Here is an 18,044-nt window from a genome sequence, read left to right as displayed (position 1 = left end):
ATTATTGGTCTGGAAATATCTTTTTCCAGTCGTCTTTCATACTTATTACGTGATACTTATATTTAGCAGCCGTATTTAGTGATAAATTATCTTTTTCCTGATAGTTATATTCCCTGATAGAATCATTGTGATTTACAATCATTTGGAATGAAGGATATTTACTTCCTTGAGAATATCTAAGCATGGCAAGATCACCAGCGCCGCCTTCGTTTCCGCAGGCAAAAACAGGTCTTTGACCAATATGCAATTGTATACCAACTGGTTTTCCTTCTTTATCATTAAATTGATTTAAAGCAGGTTCTCTAACAATACTATTCTTTGCATCATCAAATTTGTATTTAAAAGAAGTTCCAACTACTTGTTCTTTTGGAATTCCATAAAAATCTTGTGAAATAGCACGGACTAATTCTATCGTTCCTCCCGTTACGATAAAAGTTTTAAAACCGTTTGCACGGAGATAATTTAGCAGTTCTAACTGAGGCTGGTATCTAATTTGCTTTAGAGAAACGTTTTTGCCTGGATATTTAGCTCCGGTGAAGAATTCTTTGGTAGAAGCTTCAAACTCATCTTCGGTCATACCGGTATGGGTTGCAGCAACTAATTCGATAAGTGCTTTGTCTCCTCCTTTTTCAAAAAAAGATTTGTCTTTTTCTACAACGGCTTTAAATGGCTGTTTTTGTGCTAAAGAAGGATTGGCTTCCACCATTTTTTTTACACGGTAAAAAGCAAATAGTTCTTGAACATAAGGTTTTTCAGCCCATAGCGTTCCGTCGTTATCAAAAGTGGCAATTCTGTTTTCTACAGGAATAAAATCGGCACTTCCTTCTTTGGTTACTTTGGTAACATAATCGATAATTTCTTTCTTCAACGGTGTGTCGTTCCAGCTTGGCAGCGGATCAGAACTTTTGGCAATTTTTGTAGTGTCAGAAGCAGTAGAAGTCGTTGTTGAAACTGTATCAGCTTTTTTGCAAGAAACCAACAACAATAGAAATAAGGGCAATATATATATTTTCTTATACATCATGATATTGATTTTTAAATTGATAGAGCTTGAAACATTGGATAGATTCAAGCTCTACTTATGATATTTCTATTTTTTCTTAGAAGCTGCTGCTTTTGCTGCTTTTTCCTTTACCTCAGCATCATGTACTGCATCACGAACAAAATTTATCGGATTAAAACTTGGAGGTACAGAACGTGGAGGCCAATCTCTAAGGCCTTGCGCAAATTTAGCTACCTCAGATATTACATAGTATCCTAAGAATACGTGATTCATTTGATAATCCCAGAAAGTATTTGAAGTTATATCGGATTTTTCATAAGGATCCATATACAGATTGTAAATCTTCTGCAAACGTAATTCTGTAAATGGTTCAGCCCATAAACCCAATGTTCCCTGCATACGCTGCTCAGCCATCACAGATTTCCATGGGCCAATTCTAACAGCAACCAATAATCCATCATCATCAGAATAATAGAATTCATTTCTGGCGCTTTTTTCTGTTGTACCACGTAAAAATGGCGTTTGATCATATCCATCTAAATGAACTTTGTAATTTTTGCCATTTGCTGTGTAGCCTTTTTGCATTTTGTTTACAATGTCTGGCTCACCTGCAGCAGAAACAAGAGTGGGAAACCAGTCGTTATGGCTCATTAATTCGTTTGTTACCTGGCCTGGCTTGATTACGCCTGGCCAGCGCACAACACAAGGAACTCTAAATGCACCCTCCCAATTGGTGTTTTTTTCTGAACGAAATGCAGTTGTACCACCATCAGGCCAAGTATTACTATGCGGTCCATTATCTGTAGAATATACAACGATAGTGTTTTCTTCTAATCCCATTTCTTTCAGAGCATCAAGTATTTGTCCAACTTGACCGTCGTGCTCAATCATACCATCAATATACTCACTATCCCCATATTTAAATTTACCTCTATGTTCTGCTTTAACGTGAGTACGTAAGTGCATACGCGTAGCATTCCACCAAATAAAAAATGGTTTACCGGCATCTTTTTGTCTTTTCATAAAATCGATGGTAGCAGCAACTGTTTCTTCATCGATAGTTTCCATTCTTTTTTTAGTAAGAGGTCCAGTGTCTTCTATTCTTTGTTTTCCAACTTTACCAAAACGAGGATCAACTGTGGGATCATCTTTATCTGAAGCAAAACATTTTAAAACTCCTCTTGGTCCAAATCCTGAAAGAAATTTTGGATCTTTCGGATAATCAGGCAATTCTGGTTCTTCTTCTGCATTTAAGTGATATAGGTTTCCTAAAAACTCATCAAAACCATTAACAGTTGGAAGACTTTCATTACGATCTCCTAAGTGATTTTTTCCAAATTGCCCTGTTGCATAACCAAGCTGTTTTAATGCAACAGCAATAGAAGGATCTAGTTGATTCATTCCCATTGGAGCACCTGGAATACCAACCTTAGTCAATCCAGACCGTATTCCATGTTGTCCCGTAATAAAAGCCGCACGACCTGCTGTACAACTTTGTTCTCCATAATAGTGAAGAAATCGAATTCCTTCATTAGCTATACGGTCAATATTAGGCGTTGTATACCCCATCAATCCGTCACTATAAGCACTAATATTAGATGTTCCAATATCATCTCCCCAAAGAATCAGAATATTTGGTTTTTTATTGTCTTGAGCTTTCACCTGAAGAATCGTGAAGCACACAAATGCAAAAAGCATTATGGCATTTTTAAGTTTACTCTGTTTCATGATAAAAAAAATTCGTTAATGATCTTGTTATTTATATGAGTTTGTAAATCCGAAAGAAAAATGGGTAAAATGCTGCTTTCAAAAACTTATTAATGGAGTATATTTTTTTGATATGGCTTGGAAGATTTATTCCAGAAACTTGAGATATTTTTTTAACTTTTTTTTAAGCTTCTCAAAATTAGCTAATAAATGAGCGAATAATTGTATTTATTTAGCGTGAGCTTGTTTCATTTTATAAAATGAAACAACATAAATGAGGAATTTGCAACAAAAAGCATCATTTTTATAAAAATGATAAATGAAAAATAGAAGAAAACGCTTTTTTTACATATAGTAAAAATGACTATTAATAATTCTATTAGACAGAAATATTTGTAGCCAGAGGTGAAAAATGTGTAAGTAAAAGATTTAAAACAAAAAAAGCCGCTTGAATCAAGCGGCTTTTAAAATATATGTATAGAATAATTTACTCTATTTCAGAAACTCTCATAGTGTTAACCATTCCTTTTTCTTTGATTGGCATTGCAGCAAGATTAATTAAATAATCTCCTTTTTGTGCATAACCTTTTTCAACTGCAATTTGATTTACATCTGTTACAGTATCATCTGTACTCTCTTCATTATCATAGTAGAAAGATTTAACTCCCCATAATAAATTCAATTGTGTTAAGATTCTTCTGTTTGAAGTAAATACTAAAATATGAGCAGAAGCTGGTCTCCAAGCTGAAATTTGGAAAGCTGTATAACCGCTGTTTGTTAAAGTACATATTGCTTTAGCTTCGATTTCATTTGCTAATAAAGCTGCTTGGTGGCAAACTGTTTTAGTAACAAAACGTTTTGTTTTAATTTGCGGAGTATTTTGTGGAACTTGGATTAGTGGTGAATTCTCCACAGCCTCACAAATTTGTGCCATTTTTTGAATTACTTGTACTGGATAATTTCCTGTAGCAGTTTCTCCAGATAACATTACAGCATCTGCTCCGTCCATTACTGAGTTAGCAACGTCATTAACTTCTGCTCTTGTTGGAGTTAAACTTGTAATCATTGTCTCCATCATTTGAGTTGCAACAATAACAGGAATTCTAGCTGTTTTTGCTCTGCGGATCAAATCTTTTTGAACCAATGGTACTTCGTGAGCAGGAAGTTCAACACCTAAATCTCCACGAGCAACCATTAAACCGTCGCAATACGCTACAATTTTATCCATGTTCTCAAGAGCTTCCGGCATTTCAATTTTAGCAATAATTGGAATTTTAACGTCAGAATGCTTTGCGATTAATTCTTGTAAGTCTTGTAAATCGCGTGGTGTTTTTACAAACGAAAGCGCAATCCAGTCCACTCTTTGCTCAATTGCAAAAATTGCATCGGCAATATCTTTTTCAGTTAAAGCTGGTAAAGAAATCTTTGTGTTTGGAAGATTAACTCCTTTTTTAGATTTTAATTCTCCACCTTGGATAACTCTAGCAACAACTTCACTTTTTTTATCTGTAGAAACAATTTCGAAAATAAGTTTACCATCGTCAAGCAAGATACGCTCTCCAACGTTAACATCATTTGGAAAATTTTGATATTTCATGAAGGCTTTTTTCGATGTTCCAATAATATCTTCTGCAGTTGTAAAAGTGATTTCATCACCATCATGTACTACAGTACCTTCTTCCATTACACCTACTCTAAGTTTTGGTCCTTGCAAATCTCCTAAGATTGCTGTAGTGTAACCAAACTCATCGTTAAGGCTTCTAATAATATTAATCTTTTCTTTTACTCCTTCGTAATCTGCATGCGAAAAATTGATTCTAAACACATTAACCCCTGCATCGATCATATCTTTGATGATCTCTCTTGTACTACAAGCCGGGCCAAGTGTAGCAACAATTTTGGTTTTCTTGTTTGTTAACATTTTTTTTAAAAAATTAGATTGTTTTTTGATTTTATTTTATCTGTATCTACAGCATAAATAGCTGCAATACTTTCTATGGTATTTAGTTTTTGTTGAATTTCTGAAAAATTAAGCGCCTCTTCGCTATTGTCTATTTTCAGGAAAAAATCGACTTTTTTAAATTCAGGAAGTAAATGAATTGTTGTCGAAACCTCACTTGTTTCATTAGAAAACAAATTCTGAAAATCATTCGTACTCACAGAAATGATTTCATTTTTATTCTGAATTAAATTCCAGGAAACAGCTTTTTCAGAATCATAATAATAGAATCTCGAAAAATTTGCTTCTCCTTCCTTAGTCTGAGCATGGATCTCGTTTTTGCTCTTACTTAAGTTTATCGGAAGGATTTTATTTATAAAATAGGCTAATCGATAATCTTCTAATGAAGTATGAATTGCCATTAAATAATAATCAATTTCGTCAAATTCGTCTAAATCCAATCTATGAATAGCCATGTCTTGAAAAATCAAGTTGTAAATATACTATTTCTAAACGGAGCTTCAACGGTTATAACATGGTTGTTTTGTTAAATTATAAACGAAAACGTTGTAGCATTGTGATACTTACAACATTTTTGCAGCTATTTCTTGTCAATTTTTTCTTGAAACGCAAAGTAAGCTCTTTGAGATGCTTTCTCTTCGGCTTTCTTTTTTGAAGTTGCTCTCGCTCTCGCAACTACTTTGTCGTCAATACTAAGTTTAACACCAAATAAACGCTGTCCGTCTATACCGTTATCTTCAAAAATATCATAATGAAAAACTCTTTTTTCTTTTTGACACCATTCAATAACAAGACTTTTATAACTTATAACTTTTCCTTCTAGTCGAGCAATATCGACATAAGGAGTTACTACTCTTTTCTGTATGAATTTTTCACAAAAAGAATAGCCTTTATCTAAATAAATTGCACCAATAAGAGATTCAAAAATATTACCATGGATGTTTTCACCAAAGTGCTGAATAGGCACTTTACTTTCTACAAACTGTACTAAATTTAAATCTTTACCTAATTCATTCAAATGTTCGCGGCTCACAATTTTTGAGCGCATTTTGGTTAAATAACCTTCATCTCCATTTGGGGCTTTATTAAATAAATGTGCAGCAATTACGGCACTTAACATCGCATCTCCTAAAAATTCCAAGCGTTCGTAATTAATAGGATGCCCATTTGGATCCAGTTTATTAGAAGAGCGATGCGTAAAAGCTCTCTTATAAAAATCGATGCTAGAAGGCTGAAAACCAAGAATTTTCTGAATAGTGTCAAAAAAAATCCCGTCTTCTAGAGAACGGGATTTAGAAAATATTTTTTTGATAATATTCATATACAGAAATTAGTCAACTAGTTTTTTAAACAATACACAAGCATTGTGTCCACCAAAACCAAATGTGTTACTCATAGCAACATTTACCTCACGTTTTTGAGGTTTGTTTAAAGTAAGATTCAATGATGGATCAATATTTTCGTCAACAACAGTATGGTTAATCGTTGGAGGAACAATTCCGTGTTGCATTGCTAAGATAGAAGCAATTGCTTCAATAGCTCCAGCAGCACCAAGTAAATGTCCTGTCATTGATTTTGTTGAGTTGATGTTGATGTTTTTAGCATGTTCTCCAAAAACTTTACTGATCGCTTTTAACTCAGCAACGTCTCCTAATGGAGTAGAAGTTCCGTGAGTATTAATGTGATCTACATCTTCTGGGTTCATTCCAGCATCTCTCAAAGTATTTTCCATTACGGCAATTACTCCAATTCCTTCTGGATGTGGTGCAGTTAAGTGATAAGCATCAGACGACATTCCGCCACCGCCAATTTCACAATAAATTTTAGCACCTCTGGCTTTAGCATGTTCGTAATCTTCAAGAACCAAAGCTCCTGCTCCTTCTCCTAAAACGAAACCATCTCTGGTTGCATCAAAAGGTCTTGAAGCCGTTTCCGGGCTTTCATTTCTTGTAGATAAAGCGTGCATTGAACTAAATCCTCCCATACCTGCAATTGTAACTGCAGCTTCAGAACCTCCAGAAACAATAACATCGCACATTCCTAAACGAATGTAGTTGAAAGCGTCGATTAATGCATTTGCAGAAGATGCGCATGCAGAAACCGTAGTATAATTTGGTCCCATATAACCATTACGCATAGAAATATGCGCAGGAGCGATATCGGCAATCATTTTAGGGATAAAAAACGGATTGAACTTTGGAGTTCCATCGCCTTTAGCATAATACATAACTTCGTCTTGGAAAGTTTCTAAACCTCCAATTCCTGCTCCCCAGATAACACCAACTCTTTGTTTGTTTACATTATCATTAGTAATTCCAGCATCTTTAATAGCTTCATCACTGGCAGCAATTGCATATTGCGCAAATTTATCTAATCTACGAGATTCCTTACGATCCATGTAATCTTCAATGTTGAAGTTTTTTACTTCGCAGGCAAATTTCGTTTTATGCTTTTCTGTATCATAATATGTTATAGGAGCCGCTCCGCTAACCCCATTCACAAGTGCATTCCAATAATCCTGGATATTATTCCCGATAGGAGTAAGTGCACCTAATCCTGTTACAACAACTCGCCTTAATGCCATAAATATGTATTTTGTACTTTAAACAAATAAAACCCACGCTTTCTTAACTTATTGTTACTTAAGAGCCATGGGAATTACAATATAAATATATCTTTTTGATTGAAAATCAATCGAAATTTAAATTTAAAAAAATAATAACACCCGACTTTTAAAAATTTCAATTTTTTAAAAACAAACTCCAATTTTTGGAATTTAAATATTCAAATCTGGAATTTTTAAAATTCGGGTGTGGTATTATTATTTTTTAGCTTCCTCGATATAAGAAATAGCTTGACCAACAGTAGCAATGTTTTCTGCTTGATCGTCTGGAATTTGAATATCAAATTCTTTTTCGAATTCCATAATAAGCTCAACAGTGTCTAATGAGTCAGCTCCTAAATCATTAGTGAAGCTTGCTTCTGTTACAACTTCGTTTTCGTCAACACCTAATTTGTCTACGATAATCGCTTTTACTCTTGATGCAATGTCTGACATAATCTTTAATTTTAGAATTTAATTTGTTGGCAAAAATAAAAAACTTTATTTTAAAACAACTATTTAGTTTATAAATGTGACACTAATTTATAAAATTAATTTCAAGAAAGGTCTTTTAAAGCTATTTATTTTCGTTTTTTATTCCGTTTTTTGCATTCTCAAAATAAATTCTATTATGAAAAAAATTATCGTTTTTGCCTCAGGATCAGGAACTAACGCAGAGAACATTATAAAATATTTTTCGAACATTGAAATTGCAAAGGTGGTTTCGGTTTTTACAAATAATGCTTCAGCAAAAGTTATTGACAGAGCAAAAAATCATCAAATTCCTGTCGAAATCTTCTCAAAAAACGAACTTTTAGAACGAAATTTATTACAAAAAATACAAAAAATCGACCCAGATTTGATCGTACTTGCAGGTTTTTTATTGAAATTTCCTGAAAACATAATTGAACAATATCCCAACAAAATAATAAATATTCATCCGGCACTTTTACCTAAATATGGAGGTAAAGGTATGTACGGCATGCACATCCACAGGGCCATAGTTAATAATAAAGAAAAAGAAACTGGAATTTCTATTCATTATGTAAATGAAAATTATGATGAGGGCGGTATTATTTTTCAAGCAAATGTATCCTTAACAGACGAAGACACGCCAGAAACTGTTGCAGAAAAGATTCATGAGCTGGAACAAACACATTTTCCTGAAATTATCCATAAAATTCTGGAAGATTCAAATTCCAAAATTTAAATTCCAAATTCCAATTTTTAGGTCGCAGAAATCTGCAATCTAAAATCTAAAATCTACACTCTAAATAAATGACTCACGAAGTACATATCTATACAGATGGCGCAGCAAAAGGAAATCCTGGAAATGGAGGTTACGGCGTAGTCATGGAATTGGTTGGAACACCTCACAAAAAAGAATTTTACGAAGGTTTTCGGCTTACTACTAATAATAGAATGGAACTTTTGGCTGTAATTGTTGGTTTAGAAAAACTGAAAAAGCCAAATATGAAAGTTCTTGTAATTTCTGATTCTAAATATGTCGTTGATTCTGTTGAAAAGAAATGGGTATTAGGCTGGGAAAAAAAGAAATTTGCCGGGAGAAAAAACCCAGATTTATGGAAACGCTTTTTAGTTGCCTACCGAAAACACCAGGTCGATTTTAAATGGATAAAAGGCCACAACAATCATCCACAAAACGAACGCTGTGATGAACTTGCCGTTATGGCATCTATGCAGCCCAAACTTTCTGTAGACGTTTACTACGAAACTATAGGATCTAAAGAATAAAAAAAACGCATCAAATATTTGATGCGTTTTTTTGTACTAACTTAAACTTTTACTTTACTTATTCTTTATCTAAGTCTTTTGCTGTTTTAAATCCAATTAAAAGTCCGATACCTGCCATTATGAAAATTATTGAAGGATAAACTGCTCCATCATTCAAAGATGTATAGGTGGTAATCAATAAGGCAATAAAGATCCCTACTCCGCTTCCTATTAATAAGAATGCGAGATTTACAACGAAGATTTTCCAAGCTGGAACTCCGCTTCCTTTTCCCTGCATAAAAATACTGGCATCAACACCTTTCTCGATAAGCGCCAAACGTTCTCTGTTTCTAGTTGAATAAATTAAATAAACGATCCCGAAGATCATTAAAAAAAAGCTGATTGGAATAAAAATTTTGTCCATAATATTTACGTTTTTAATTGATTGATACTCCATATGACGAAGCTTTCCAAATTCAGGTTACAAGTTTTAGTGAAAAATTTTAATTTTTAAATCCCAAATCCCAAAATACACTGATAATCAGTTAATTTTGAATGTATTTTCACGGTACAAACTTGGTCAAAGTTTTTAAACTTTGGCCAAGTTCAGAAAGCCAATTGGAATTTGGAGTTTAAAAATTGAAATTTATTTTTTAAAATTCTTGTAACCTAAACATACAAACTGTCGTCCTATATAATATGAGTACAATAAATGATCAACATTATATCGACAAAGTTCTGCAAGGCGACAACAATTCGTTTGCCGTTCTTGTAGATCGTTATAAAGATATGATCTTTACTTTGGCACTCAAAATGGTTAAAAACCGAGAGGAGGCAGAAGAAGTTGCACAAGATACTTTCATCAAGATCTATAGTTCTCTTTCTAAATTTAAAGGCGATTCTAAATTTTCAACATGGATTTATAAAATTGCTTATAATACCTGCCTCGACAGATTGAAGAAAAGTAAAAAAGACGATTTAAATATTTCTATAGATGATTTTTCTTCCCATTTAATTAAAACGATGGACAATGCTTTGAGCGCTTTGGAAGAAAAAGAACGAAAGCAGACGATTCAAAAATGTTTAAATTTATTACCAAGTGACGAAAATTTCCTTTTGACTTTATTTTATTTTGATGATCAGAATTTGGAAGAAATCGGAAAAATCATGAATATATCGGCAAACAATGCGAAAGTAAAATTATTTAGAAGCAGACAAAAATTAGCCGTAATTTTGAGACAGCAGTTAGAACCAGAAATAATAGAATGTTATGAAAGAGAGCGATAAAAACATAGAACACCTTATTGATAAAATGATGGCTGAAGACAAACTGCAGTCACCATCAATAGATTTTACTTCAAAAATAATGAGTGAAGTTCTGGTTTTAGAAGAAAGAAAACTTAAAGCATACAAACCTTTAATTTCTAAACCCGTTTGGATTTTCATTGGAACTGCTATAGTTGCGTTGGTAATTTATTTATCTTTCTTTTCAGTTTCAGAAAACAATCTGGAAATCGGAAAAGCATATACAGACAAAAAATTACAACTGCTTTTTCGGGAATTCACTTCTCTAAAAATATCATGTATGCTGTTTTAATTGTTCCTTTCATGATTTTGATTCAGATTGGAGTTTTGAAGAATTATTTTGACAAGAAATATCAACTATAAAAATGAAAAATAAAAAGTTAATTCTTAAACACATTTTAAGAGCAAAAAAAACATGCACATATTCTCTTTTAATGTTGTTGTTTTTTGTCACTAGTTATGCATCAGCAATCCAGCCAGACTTTACTACTAAGGAAATAAAATTTGTTAGTGAAGGAACTTCACTCGCTGGTACTATTTTTACACCGAAAAATATACAGGGAGCCGTTGTGATTATTCATGGATCTGGACAAGAAAAAAGAATGATAAACTTCGCTGCAACTCTAGCTAATAATGGAATTGCAGTTTTAACGTATGACAAACGCGGAGTCGGAGAATCAGGCGGTGTATATGCCGGACCTGAAGTAGGAACTAATAATGTTGATTTCTCCAATCTAAATCTTTTGTCTTTAGATGCCAGTGCTGCCGTAAATAGTTTGTCTAAATATTTATCAAATGATAAAATACCAATAGGTTTAATAGGAGGCAGTCAAGCTGGATGGATAATTCCATTGACCGCAGAGAAAAATAACAAAGTTAAATTTATGACAATATTTAGCGGCGCTCTTATAACGGTTAAAGAACAATTGAGATTTCAATTTTTCACCAATGGAGATCAAAATTTCTGGAATACACACTCGGAAGAAGAGGCAAGAAAACATGTATTCAATGACCCTGATAAATATGAGTTTATTGATACAGACCCCAAAGATATTCTAGCTAAATTATCGATTCCAGGAATCTGGATTTTTGGCGGTAAAGATATTCAAGTCCCGGTAAAGCTATCAATCGAATATCTTGATGTATTAAAATCTAAAGGAAAACATTATGACTATAAATTATTTCCAAACTTGGGTCACAATACCGCATTTTCAGACTCTGAAGAACCTATGAAAGATGCCATCAAATGGATTAAAAGCATAAAATAAATAAGGCCAATCGTACTCAAAAAAATATTCCCGTTTTAATCTGAAAAAGAAAAACTACTTGTTTTAAAAGCTCAGATAAAATTAGATATATTTCAAAAATAAAACTTGCAATTTAAATCTGGAAATCATATTTTAAGCACTCTATTAAATCAAATATAATTCACTCATTTACAATATAATTACATCCGAAATCGATATTATTTTTTTAAGAAAATTTTGAGAACCTAAACCGTTGCAATATTGTAACTTATAGAGTATCTTTGCACCCTAATTCGAAATTCATAAAATGAATAAATTATTGATTGTTGGAACAGTTGCTTTCGACGCGATCGAAACTCCTTTCGGAAAAACAGATAAAATATTAGGTGGTGCTGCAACGTATATTGGTTTATCAGCTTCATTTTTTAACTTGCAATCGGCCATAGTTTCTGTAGTTGGCGACGATTTTCCTCAAGAACATTTAGATTTATTAACTTCAAAAAATATTGATATCTCTGGTATCGAAATTGTAAAAGGCGGTAAAACGTTTTTTTGGAGCGGATTGTATCATAACGATTTAAACTCTAGAGATACATTGGTTACTGAGTTAAACGTTTTAGCTGATTTTCAGCCAAAAGTTCCTCAAAACTATAAAGATGCTGATGTTGTGATGTTAGGAAACTTACATCCGTTGGTACAAAGCAGTGTTTTAGATCAAATGGAGAAAAAACCAAAATTAGTTGTTTTAGACACAATGAACTTTTGGATGGACTGCGCTCTTCCTGAATTATTAGACGTTATTAAACGTGTAGATGTTATTACAATCAATGACGAAGAAGCAAGACAACTTTCTGGTGAATATTCATTAGTAAAAGCGGCTGCCAAAATCCAAGATATGGGACCAAAATATGTGGTGATCAAAAAAGGAGAACACGGAGCACTTTTATTCCACAATAGAGAAGTATTCTTTGCGCCTGCTTTACCATTAGAAGAAGTTTTCGATCCAACTGGAGCTGGAGACACTTTTGCAGGTGGTTTCTCAGGATTTATTGCGCAAAGCGAAAACATTTCGTTTGGCAACATGAAAAATGCAATTATTTACGGTTCAAATTTAGCTTCGTTCTGCGTAGAGAAATTTGGAACTGAAAGGATGGAAACATTAAGTAAAGCAGAAGTAGCGATTCGATTACAGCAATTTAAGTCGTTAACTCAGTTTGACATAGAAATATAATGCGCAAAAGCCTCGATAAACCGGGGCTTTTTTATTACGTTAATACACACAACTTACAACAACACAAATACAAGAAACAATGAGCGACGCTTTAAAACACGAATGTGGTATAGCCTTAGTTAGACTTCTTAAACCGCTTGAATATTATAAAGAAAAATACGGAACTGCTTTCTACGGAATTCAGAAAATGTATTTAATGATGGAAAAACAGCACAACCGTGGACAAGACGGTGCTGGTTTTGCAAGCATTAAATTGGATGTAGAACCTGGACAACGCTACATCAGCAGAGTTCGTTCGAATCATGCACAGCCGATACAAGATGTTTTTAAACAAATAAATGAGCGAATCAGCGAAGAATTAAAAGCACAGCCTGAAATTGGTGACGATATCAATAAAATAAAATCACAGATTCCTTATGTTGGCGAATTGTTTTTAGGACACGTTCGTTACGGAACTTTTGGGAAAAACAGCATCGAAAGCGTTCATCCATTTTTACGTCAAAGCAATTGGATGCACCGCAATTTGATTTTGGCTGGAAACTTCAACATGACCAATGTTAAAGAACTTTTCGAAAATCTAGTTGAACTTGGACAACATCCAAAAGAAATGGCAGATACTGTTACGGTAATGGAAAAAATTGGTCATTTCTTAGACAAAGAAGTAATGCAATTGTATCAAGACTGTAAAACAGAAGGTTACTCAAAAAGAGAAGCTTCTCCAGTAATTGCTGAGCGTTTGGATATTGCTAAAATATTAGCTCGTTCAGCTAAAAATTTAGATGGAGGTTACGCAATGGCCGGTTTATTAGGTCATGGTGATGCATTTGTTTTTAGAGATCCAGCAGGAATTCGTCCAGCTTATTTTTACCAAGACGACGAAGTAGTTGTTGTAGCTTCTGAAAGACCAGTTATTCAAACTGTATTTAATGTACCTTTTGAAAGCGTTCAGGAAATTGAACCAGGAAATGCTTTAATCATTAAGAAAAGCGGTAAAGTTTCTATGAATCAAATCTTGGAACCAACCGTTAAAAAAGCTTGTTCATTTGAAAGAATTTATTTTTCTAGAGGAAGTGATGCTGAAATTTATCAAGAACGTAAAAACTTAGGAAAATTAATTTTACCTGCAGTTCTTAAAGCAATTGACAGCGATACAGACAATACTGTTTTCTCTTATATTCCAAATACTGCTGAAACTTCATTTTATGGTTTAGTTGAAGCTGCACAGGATTTCTTGAATCAGAGAAAAAACAATTATATTTTAGAAAACAGAAATACACTGACTGCCGAAACACTTCAGGAGCTTTTAGCTGTTAAAATACGTACAGAGAAAGTTGCTATTAAAGATGCTAAACTTAGAACCTTTATTACAGAAGACAGCAGCCGTGATGATTTAGTAGCTCACGTTTACGATGTTACATATGGCGTAATTAAACCAGAAGATAACTTAGTTATTATCGACGACAGTATTGTTCGTGGTACTACATTAAAAATGAGCATCATTAAAATGATGGATCGCTTAAAACCAAAACGTATTGTTATTGTTTCATCTGCACCTCAAATTCGTTACCCAGATTGTTACGGAATTGATATGGCAAAACTAGAAGGTTTAGTTGCCTTTAGAGCAGCACTTGCTTTATTAAAAGAAAGAAACTTATACCATATTGTAGATGAAGTTTATACTAAATGTAAAGCACAAGAAAATTTCTCAGATTCTGATGTTGTAAATTATGTAACAGAAATTTACGATCAATTTACAGATGAGGAGATTTCAGATAAAATTGCAGAAATGTTAAGCTCTCCAGAAATCAATGCTGAAGTGAAAATTATTTTCCAAACTGTAGAAGATCTTCACAAAGCTTGTCCTAAAAATTTAGGTGACTGGTACTTCACTGGAGACTACCCAACTCCTGGCGGAAATAGAGTTGTAAATCGTGCCTTTATGAATTTTTACGAAGGAAAAGACGCTCGAGCTTATTAAAAAAGTATTAACAAAAGGTTAAATAGTGCATTTCATCGGTTTTTTTTGCCGTTCATCCTGTTTGTTTGGTGAAATTGAAAAGCTACAATACTTTTGAGAGACCATAACATTAGTAGGTTAAGTTTATGGTAGATTTGGGGCAAAAAGGGTGGAAGAAATTCCACCTTTTTTATTGGAATAAACTCAAATATTTCTAAAACAAGAGATTACCTTTATCTTGATCGAATTATTCCCTTTAACTACAAAGTTTTTTCAGAGAACACTTTCCATACATATATTCAAAGACATTAGCACATTTAGTTTATAATAAATTGGGGCAAAAAAAAGCTTATTAAAATCCGATTTTTTATTCGTTAATACACTTAAGTATTTACATCACAACAGATTATTCCATTTATCGGATTTACTTACCTTTTATCTAAAAAGTTTTTTTTGCAAAATTACCTTCCATACATTTACTAAACCATAACATTAGTAGGTTAAGTTTATGGTAGATTTGGGGCAAAAAAGGTGGAAGAGATTCCACCTTTTTTATTGTAATAAATCTAACAAAATCAATTAATTACATTCCATTTATCGGATTTACTTACCTTTCATCTAAAAAGTTTTTTTTACAAAACTACCTTCTATATATTTACTACACCATAACATTAGTAGGTTAAGTATATGGTAGATTTGGGGCAAAAAGGGTGGAAGAAATTCCACCTTTTTTATTTTTTTTTAGAAGAGAAAAAAAAATATGAGAATATAGATTACAGAAAATAGACTAAAGAGAAATAAAAAAATATAGACAAAAAAAGACGGATAATCTTTCGATCATCCGTCTTTTTTCTATATTCTATTTTCTTTAAATGACTATTTGTCTAAAGCAAATCTTCTAGCTACTTCTGTCCAGTTAATTACACTAAAGAAAGCTTCAATATAATCTGGTCTTCTGTTTTGGTAGTTTAAGTAGTAAGCATGTTCCCAAACATCCATTCCTAAGATTGGAGTTCCACCGTTTCCAGCAACTTCTGGCATTAATGGATTATCTTGATTTGGAGTACCTACAACTTCTAATTTTCCTCCTTTTTGAACTGTTAACCAAGCCCATCCTGAACCGAATTGCGTAGCACCAGCTTTAGCAAATTTTGCTTTAAATTCTTCAAATGATCCAAAAGAAGCTTCAATTGCTTCCAATAAATCTCCTGTTGGTAATCCACCTCCGTTTGGTGACATTACTGTCCAGAATAAATTGTGGTTGTAAAAACCTCCACCATTATTACGAACTGCCGCATTAGATTTATCTAAGTTAATCAAGATATTCTCGATTGTTTTTCCTTCTAAATCTGTTCCAGCGATAGCCGCATTAAGATTTGTCGTATATGCATTGTGATGTTTAGTATGGTGGATTTCCATTGTACGAGCATCAATATGTGGTTCTAATGCGTCATATGCATAAGGTAATTGTGGTAATTCAAAAGCCATGATATTAGGATTTTTATGGTTTATAATAATTTATCCCAAATTTAGACATTTAACTTTGGAATAGAAAATACTATTTCGTTATAATTCAATTTAATTAATCGATAAATTGCTTTTTTAGAAGATAAACACTTGTAAATCTTTATTTTCCATTGAAAGTAGTCATGGTATTTTCTAATCCTGCTGTCCCAAAAGTTTTGATAATTTCTGCCGAAGTCTCTAAACGTTCTGGTAATTTTGACTCTTCTTCTTCATTCCACTCTCCTAAAACATAATCTATTTGCTGCCCTTTTTTAAATTGATCACTTATACCAAATCTAAAACGAGTGTATTGCTGTGTATTAAGAACTAAATTAATATTTTTAAGTCCGTTATGCCCGCCGTCGCTTCCTTTTGGTTTGATTCTAATGGTTCCAAAAGACAGATTTAGATCGTCTGTAATCACAAGAATATTTTCTAATGGAATATTTTCTTTGTCCATCCAATATTTTACGGCTTTACCACTTAAGTTCATATAAGTGTTTGGTTTTAAAAGAAAAAAAGTTCTTCCCTTAAACTTATGTTCTGCCATTGAACCGAGTTTTACAGTTTCAAATGATAGACCTTCTTTTTTAGCTAAAAAATCAAGCACTTTAAATCCGATATTATGTCTGGTGTTTACATATTCGGCTCCGATATTTCCTAATCCTACGATTAAATATTTTTTCATATTATCTATGTTCTCTTCTTTTGGTGCTGATGAAAACAGTTTTATTATCCATTTTATCATGTTGCAAAAATAAACTTAATTGGGAAATTAAATCCTTTGCAATAATAATTTTCTCTAGTATTAAATCTAAAAATCCAAATAAATCTATACAAAATAATTTTTTAAAAAACCTTAATCTATTAAAAAAAAAACATCTTGGGGTAAAATCTCGTTGAACATAAAAAGAAATTTGCACATTCAAAAAAGGGGTCAAACTAAATATCTAAATCCCCGATAATTAAAAGAATACGCTATGAAAAACAAATTTCTTCCTTTGCTTTTTGTGCTAGCCAGTTACGGTGCCTACTCTCAGGTAGGTATTGGAACACTGAAGCCAAATGCATCAACACAGCTAGAAGTTGTTGCTTCAGATAAAGGGATTTTAATTCCTCGAGTTCCTTTAACAGGATCTACAGATGCCACAACAATTAAAAATGGAAATGTTAATAGTTTACTGGTTTTTAATACTGAAACAATTTCAGATATAACTCCAGGCTATTATTACTGGTATGTCGATAAATGGTATAGAATTGCAGTTTCTGGAGAAGGAACCGGTATAGGAACAGCAGAAGGCAATGGTATCCCAGGTAAAAAAGGCGATCCAGGTTATCCAGGTAAAAATATTAATATTTATACTGATAAAATAACTAATACAGTTTATGTACAAAATTCAGATGGTACTTGGACTCCTATTAATGGTCATAATGGAGCGACGGGAGCAACTGGTCCAACAGGATTGACTGGTGCGACGGGTGCAACTGGTGCGACTGGAGCAACTGGTGCGACTGGAGCAACTGGTGCAACTGGTGCAACTGGTGCGACTGGTGCGACTGGAGCAACTGGTGCAACTGGTGCAACTGGAGCAACTGGTGCAACTGGAGCAACTGGAGCTACGGGTGCAACTGGAGCTACGGGTGCGACTGGAGCAGATGGTGCAACTGGTGCGACTGGAGCAACGGGAGCGACTGGTGCAACTGGAGCAGATGGTGCAACTGGAGCGACTGGTGCAACTGGAGCAGATGGTGCAACTGGTGCGACTGGAGCAACTGGAGCAGATGGAGCAAC

17 protein-coding genes and 1 pseudogene are annotated in these 18,044 nt (G+C 33.5%); 8 read left to right on the top strand and 10 right to left on the bottom strand.

The features are described from left to right. Position 1 precedes the first annotated feature (1 nt). The 7 genes from QE431_RS00090 to QE431_RS00060 all read right to left on the bottom strand — a co-directional run bounded on the left by QE431_RS00090 (position 2) and on the right by QE431_RS00060 (position 7,728). Positions 2–1,024 (bottom strand): HAD family phosphatase, encoded by a 1,023-nt coding sequence (locus QE431_RS00090; protein ID WP_307291439.1) that lies wholly within the window; start codon positions 1,022–1,024, stop codon positions 2–4. A gap of 66 nt (positions 1,025–1,090) precedes the next feature. After that, positions 1,091–2,731 carry an arylsulfatase gene (locus QE431_RS00085; protein ID WP_057115582.1) on the bottom strand — a complete coding sequence of 547 codons (1,641 nt, stop codon included), beginning with the start codon at positions 2,729–2,731 and terminating at the stop codon, positions 1,091–1,093. A gap of 466 nt (positions 2,732–3,197) precedes the next feature. Next, complete coding sequence (pyk, locus tag QE431_RS00080; RefSeq protein WP_057115581.1) at positions 3,198–4,631, bottom strand: pyruvate kinase; 1,434 nt, start codon at positions 4,629–4,631, stop codon at positions 3,198–3,200. A gap of 5 nt (positions 4,632–4,636) precedes the next feature. Beyond that, positions 4,637–5,125, bottom strand: coding sequence for an IPExxxVDY family protein (locus QE431_RS00075; RefSeq protein ID WP_057115580.1), 489 nt, complete (start codon positions 5,123–5,125; stop codon positions 4,637–4,639). 125 nt (positions 5,126–5,250) lie between these two features. Next, complete coding sequence (gene rnc, locus QE431_RS00070) at positions 5,251–5,991, bottom strand: ribonuclease III (RefSeq protein WP_057115579.1); 741 nt, start codon at positions 5,989–5,991, stop codon at positions 5,251–5,253. A 9-nt stretch (positions 5,992–6,000) separates the two neighbouring features. Beyond that, positions 6,001–7,254 (bottom strand): beta-ketoacyl-ACP synthase II, encoded by a 1,254-nt coding sequence (gene fabF, locus QE431_RS00065; protein WP_057115578.1) that lies wholly within the window; start codon positions 7,252–7,254, stop codon positions 6,001–6,003. Positions 7,255–7,491: 237 nt separating this feature from the next. Continuing rightward, a complete protein-coding gene (locus QE431_RS00060; RefSeq protein ID WP_007137004.1) occupies positions 7,492–7,728 on the bottom strand; it encodes an acyl carrier protein in 237 nt (78 codons plus the stop codon). A 175-nt stretch (positions 7,729–7,903) separates the two neighbouring features. On the opposite strand from QE431_RS00060, the gene purN reads away from it, so the two are divergent. Together purN and rnhA are read left to right on the top strand one after the other, a co-directional pair. Beyond that, entirely contained in the window at positions 7,904–8,482 is a 579-nt protein-coding gene (gene purN, locus QE431_RS00055; RefSeq protein ID WP_057115577.1) for a phosphoribosylglycinamide formyltransferase, read from the top strand. Positions 8,483–8,550: 68 nt separating this feature from the next. Continuing rightward, positions 8,551–9,027, top strand: coding sequence for a ribonuclease HI (rnhA, locus tag QE431_RS00050; protein WP_134138893.1), 477 nt, complete (start codon positions 8,551–8,553; stop codon positions 9,025–9,027). Between the two features lie 58 nt (positions 9,028–9,085). Here the strand turns inward: rnhA and QE431_RS00045 are convergent, their stop codons facing one another. After that, positions 9,086–9,430 carry a DUF6249 domain-containing protein gene (locus QE431_RS00045; RefSeq protein WP_373428820.1) on the bottom strand — a complete coding sequence of 115 codons (345 nt, stop codon included), beginning with the start codon at positions 9,428–9,430 and terminating at the stop codon, positions 9,086–9,088. Between the two features lie 275 nt (positions 9,431–9,705). Here QE431_RS00045 and QE431_RS00040 point away from each other — a divergent pair, with 275 nt between their 5' ends. From QE431_RS00040 to QE431_RS00020, 5 genes are all read left to right on the top strand, one after another. Next, complete coding sequence (locus QE431_RS00040) at positions 9,706–10,293, top strand: RNA polymerase sigma factor (RefSeq protein ID WP_307291202.1); 588 nt, start codon at positions 9,706–9,708, stop codon at positions 10,291–10,293. After that, positions 10,277–10,603: a hypothetical protein gene (locus tag QE431_RS00035; RefSeq protein WP_307291200.1), complete on the top strand. Its 327-nt coding sequence runs from the start codon at positions 10,277–10,279 to the stop codon at positions 10,601–10,603. Before QE431_RS00040 ends, QE431_RS00035 begins: the two co-directional genes overlap by 17 nt. A gap of 73 nt (positions 10,604–10,676) precedes the next feature. After that, positions 10,677–11,579: a S9 family peptidase gene (locus QE431_RS00030; protein ID WP_307291198.1), complete on the top strand. Its 903-nt coding sequence runs from the start codon at positions 10,677–10,679 to the stop codon at positions 11,577–11,579. A 286-nt stretch (positions 11,580–11,865) separates the two neighbouring features. Beyond that, a complete protein-coding gene (locus QE431_RS00025) occupies positions 11,866–12,789 on the top strand; it encodes a PfkB family carbohydrate kinase (protein WP_035646428.1) in 924 nt (307 codons plus the stop codon). 79 nt (positions 12,790–12,868) lie between these two features. After that, positions 12,869–14,767, top strand: coding sequence for an amidophosphoribosyltransferase (locus tag QE431_RS00020; RefSeq protein ID WP_057115573.1), 1,899 nt, complete (start codon positions 12,869–12,871; stop codon positions 14,765–14,767). 855 nt (positions 14,768–15,622) lie between these two features. On the opposite strand, the gene QE431_RS00015 is transcribed toward QE431_RS00020, so the two are convergent. Together QE431_RS00015 and pth are read right to left on the bottom strand one after the other, a co-directional pair. After that, positions 15,623–16,234, bottom strand: coding sequence for a superoxide dismutase (locus QE431_RS00015; RefSeq protein ID WP_307291190.1), 612 nt, complete (start codon positions 16,232–16,234; stop codon positions 15,623–15,625). A gap of 139 nt (positions 16,235–16,373) precedes the next feature. Beyond that, positions 16,374–17,000, bottom strand: coding sequence for an aminoacyl-tRNA hydrolase (pth, locus tag QE431_RS00010; protein WP_307291188.1), 627 nt, complete (start codon positions 16,998–17,000; stop codon positions 16,374–16,376). Positions 17,001–17,232: 232 nt separating this feature from the next. Here pth and QE431_RS00005 point away from each other — a divergent pair. Then, a pseudogene (locus QE431_RS00005) lies at positions 17,233–18,044 on the top strand (hypothetical protein); the annotation flags it as partial.

Source organism: Flavobacterium sp. SORGH_AS_0622 (assembly GCF_030818825.1).
GTDB lineage: Bacteria > Bacteroidota > Bacteroidia > Flavobacteriales > Flavobacteriaceae > Flavobacterium.
Note: the sequence above shows the minus strand (reverse complement) of the source record. Positions and strands in the feature narration are given on the sequence as shown.